This is a genomic window from Telmatospirillum siberiense, from assembly GCF_002845745.1.
Classification (GTDB): domain Bacteria; phylum Pseudomonadota; class Alphaproteobacteria; order Rhodospirillales; family Magnetospirillaceae; genus Telmatospirillum; species Telmatospirillum siberiense.
In genome coordinates, this window is sequence record NZ_PIUM01000069.1 from 1 (window position 1) to 3,886 (window position 3,886).

General features: G+C 64.4%; 4 protein-coding genes. All 4 read left to right on the plus strand.

Annotated elements, in window-relative coordinates; translation table 11 throughout:
• A partial coding sequence (gene citC / locus CWS72_RS27170) for a [citrate (pro-3S)-lyase] ligase (protein WP_101253802.1) occupies positions 1-1,081 on the plus strand: 1,081 nt, incomplete at its 5' end.
• A 136-nt stretch (positions 1,082-1,217) separates the two neighbouring features.
• Positions 1,218-1,514 (plus strand): citrate lyase acyl carrier protein, encoded by a 297-nt coding sequence (citD, locus tag CWS72_RS27175; protein ID WP_101253803.1) that lies wholly within the window; start codon positions 1,218-1,220, stop codon positions 1,512-1,514.
• Positions 1,511-2,383 (plus strand): citrate (pro-3S)-lyase subunit beta, encoded by an 873-nt coding sequence (gene citE, locus CWS72_RS27180; protein WP_101253804.1) that lies wholly within the window; start codon positions 1,511-1,513, stop codon positions 2,381-2,383. The genes citD and citE overlap by 4 nt, the downstream gene beginning before the upstream one ends.
• Before the next feature lie 19 nt (positions 2,384-2,402).
• Positions 2,403-3,886 (plus strand): citrate lyase subunit alpha (gene citF / locus CWS72_RS27185; RefSeq protein WP_101253805.1); only part of this gene is annotated, 1,484 nt, incomplete at its 3' end.

Below are 3,886 nucleotides of genomic sequence, written 5' to 3' on the forward strand. Positions count from 1 at the left end.
GTTCGACGATTTCGATTTTTACCCTGTAGACCCGTCGAGCGAGGTTTCGCTTCGCGGGGAGATCCAGACGCTTTTGCGCAAGAGCGGCCTGGATTACGAGGATGGGATCGAGGTTTTCGTTGTCTGCCGCCCGCATGGCCGCCTGGTGGCCTGCGCGGGTCTTGAGGGCAACATCGTCAAATGCGTAGCGATCGACCCTGATTTTCGTGGGGAATCGCTCAGTTTGCGCCTGGTGAGCGAGGTCGTTCACCTGGCGCACGAGCGGGGGCACGGGCATCTGTTTTTGTATACGGGCCCGGAGAATGTGGAGTTTTTCGAAGGCTGCGGGTTCTATCCGCTGGTCGAGGTTCCGGATTACGTCTGCCTGATGGAGAACACGCCGGTCGGCATCAAGAGCTATTGCCAGCGGCTGGCGGCGGGAAGGAAGGAGGGGGCTGCGATCGGTTCGATCGTGATGAACGCCAATCCCTTCACGCTGGGTCACCGCTATCTGGTGGAGGCGGCGGCGAAGGCCTGCGACTGGCTGCATGTGTTCGTGGTGGCCGAGGACGCCTCGCTGATTTCCTACAAGGACCGCTACCGCCTGGTGGAGACGGGGATCCGTGGGATCGAGAAGGTGAGCCTTCATCACGGCTCGGAATACATGATCTCGCGGGCGACGTTTCCGGCGTATTTCTTCAAGGAGAAGGGGATGGTGGGTCCCTGCCGGACGGCGGTGGACCTTCTGCTGTTTCGCAATTACATCGCGCCGGCGCTGGGCATCACGCATCGCTATGTGGGCACGGAACCGTTCTGCCCGACGACGCGCAAATACAACGAGGACATGAAGCAGTGGCTGCAGACGGCGTCGAGCAAGGCGCCGCCGGTGCGGGTGATCGAGATCCCGCGGATGGAGCGGCTTGGCGGTCCGGTTTCCGCCTCGGAGGTCCGGCGTCTTTTGAATGCGCGGGAGTTCGAGCGGATCGAGGCGCTGGTTCCGCCGGCGACGCTGGAGTTGCTGTACGACAAATATCGTACGGTGTCCTTCACGCCGGCCTCGCCGCCGGTGGCGTCCGGCGGGGTGAAGTCTGGAATTTTATAAGTCCTGGTGGCACCGGCGTCCCTGCCGGTGTTTGCCGGCCCTGACGGTTTTTTTCCGGCTTTGCCGGAACACCGGCAGGGACGCCGGTGCCACTGAAGGACGGCATGGTCCAACGACGGACAAGTGAGAGGTAAATATGAAGATCGTGAAGGAGGCGCTGGCCGGGACGCTTGAATCGAGCGACCTGCTGGTCAAGGTGGCGCCCGCGACGGACGAGGCGTTGGAGGTTGTGATCAACAGCGAGGTTCTCCGGCAGTTCGGGGAGCAGATCGAGAAGGTTGTTCGCGAGACGCTGGGCAAGCTGGATGTCGAGGCGGGCCTGGTGGTTGTCGAGGACAAGGGAGCCCTGGACTGTGCGATCCGGGCGCGGGTGCAGACGGCGGTCCTGCGCGGGGTGGAAAGCCAGGACCTGAACTGGAGTGCGCTGTCATGACGTTACGGCGGAGCATGTTGTTCCTTCCCGGCTCGAACGCGGCGATGCTGAGCACGGCATTCGTCTACAAGCCGGATTCGATCATGTTCGACCTTGAGGACGCGGTATCGCTGCGCGAGAAGGACTCGGCGCGTCTGCTGGTGTTCCACGCGCTGCAGCTTCCGGTCTACCAGGACATCGAGACGGTGGTGCGGATCAATCAGCTGTCGACGCCGTTCGGCCTGAAGGATCTGGAAGCGGCGGTGCGGGGCGGCGTCGACGTGGTTCGTCTGCCGAAGACGGACAGCGCCGAGGACGTCCACCAGCTGGAGGCGGAGATCCTTCGCATCGAGAAGGAGTGCGGGCGGAAGGTTGGCTCGACGAAGCTGATGGCGGCGATCGAATCGGCGGCGGGGGTGGTCAATGCGCTGTCGATCGCCCGCTCGTCGGAGCGGATGATCGGGATCGCGCTGGCCGGGTTCGACTATGTGATGGACATGCAGACGGAGCGCGGCGACGGCAGTGAGCTTTACTACGCCCGTTGCGCGGTGCTGCACGCGGCCCGGGCGGCCGGGATCGACGCCTTCGACGTGGTGTTCTCGGACCTCAACGACGAGGAGGGCTTCCTCAAGGAGGTCGATCTGATCAAGCGTCTCGGGTTCAACGGCAAGTCGCTGATCAATCCTCGGCAGATCGAGCTTCTGCACAACGCCTACGCGCCGACCCAGGAAGAGGTCGACTACGCCAAGCGGGTCGTCGCCGCGGCGGCGGAGGGCGAGCGCCAGGGCCTGGGGGTCATCTCGCTGAACGGCAAGATGATCGACGCCCCGATCATCAATCACGCGCACCGGGTGTTGCAGCGTGCCGACGCCTCGGGCGTCCGTAAATAGCTTCGGGAAGGATCACGTCGTGACTACTCTTTCAAATCAAAGGCTCGAAGGGCTGACCTGTCTCGAAGGGCGCGACCTGTTCGGCGGCTTTGCCGCCAAGACGCCGCATCTTGCCGACGGCCAGGCCAAGCTGGACCGCAAACTGGTTCCCTCGATCGAGGAGGCGATCCGCCGCGTCGGTCTGAAGGACGGGATGACCATCTCGTTCCACCACGGCTTCCGCGAGGGGGACAAGACCATCAATATGGTGGTCGATATCATCGCCCGCCTGGGCTTCAAGGACATGACCCTGGCGTCCTCGTCGCTGCTCAGCTGCAACTCGCCGCTGATCGAGCACATCAAGAGCGGGGTCATCCGGCGGATCTACACGTCTGGCATGCGCGGCAAGCTGGCCGAGGCGATCTCCAACGGGCTGATGGATCTGCCGATCAACATCCACTCGCACGGCGGGCGGGTGGCGCTGATCCAGAGCGGCGAGATCGCCATCGACGTGGCCTTCCTGGGGGTCTCGGCCTGCGATCCGTTCGGCAACGCCAACGGCACCTCGGGGCGGTCGCATTGCGGGTCCCTGGGCTATGCGCAGGTTGACGCGCAGTTCGCCCGCAACGTCGTGCTGCTGACCGAGGAGGTGGTGGCCTATCCCAGTACGCCGGCCTCGATCCGTCAGGATCAGGTGGACTGGATCGTCAAGGTCGATCAGGTGGGCGATCCGTCGAAGATCAGCGTCGGCGCGGCGCGGGCGACGACCAACCCCCGCGAATTGCTGATCGCCCGGCTGTCGGCCGACGTGATGGAGCATGGCGGCTTCTTCGAGGACGGCTTCTCGATGCAGACCGGCACCGGCGGTTCGGCGACGGCGACGGCGCGCTTCCTCGAGCACCGCATGCGGCTGAAGGGGATCAAATGCGCCTGGGCCCTGGGCGGCATCACCGGCGGCATGGTCGATCTGCACAAGAAGGGCCTGATCGGCACCCTGCTCGACACGCAGAGCTTCGACGCCGACGCGGCCGCCTCGCTGCGCAGCTCGCCCAACCATGTGGAAATCTCGACCAATGTCTACGCCAACCCGTTCTCCAAGGCGGCGGCGGTCGATCGTCTCGACATGGTGATCCTGAGCGCGCTGGAGATCGATCTCGACTTCAACGTCAATGTGCTGACCGGCTCGGACGGCGTGATGCGGGGAGCCTCGGGCGGGCATTCGGACACGGCGGCGGGGGCCAATCTGTCGATCGTCGTCGCCCCCCTGATCCGCAGCCGCATCCCCACCGTGGTCCGTCACGTCACCACCCTGGTCACCCCCGGCGAGACCGTCGGCGTCCTGGTCACCGACCATGGCATCGCGGTCAACCCAAAGCGCCCAGAGGTCGCCGAACGCCTCAAGGCCGCCGGTCTGCCGGTGACATCCATCGAGGACCTCTACAAGCGCGCCGTCGCCCTCACCGGAGAGCCAAAGCCCATCGAGTTCCTCGACAAGGTCGTCGGTATCGTGCGTTATCGCGATGG

Bases quoted from the DNA above. Each gene is read 5' to 3' on its own strand.
- citD (WP_101253803.1), top strand. From the start codon at position 1,218: ATGAAGATCGTGAAGGAGGCGCTGGCCGGGACGCTTGAATCGAGCGAC.
- citE (WP_101253804.1), top strand. From the start codon at position 1,511: ATGACGTTACGGCGGAGCATGTTGTTCCTTCCCGGCTCGAACGCGGCG.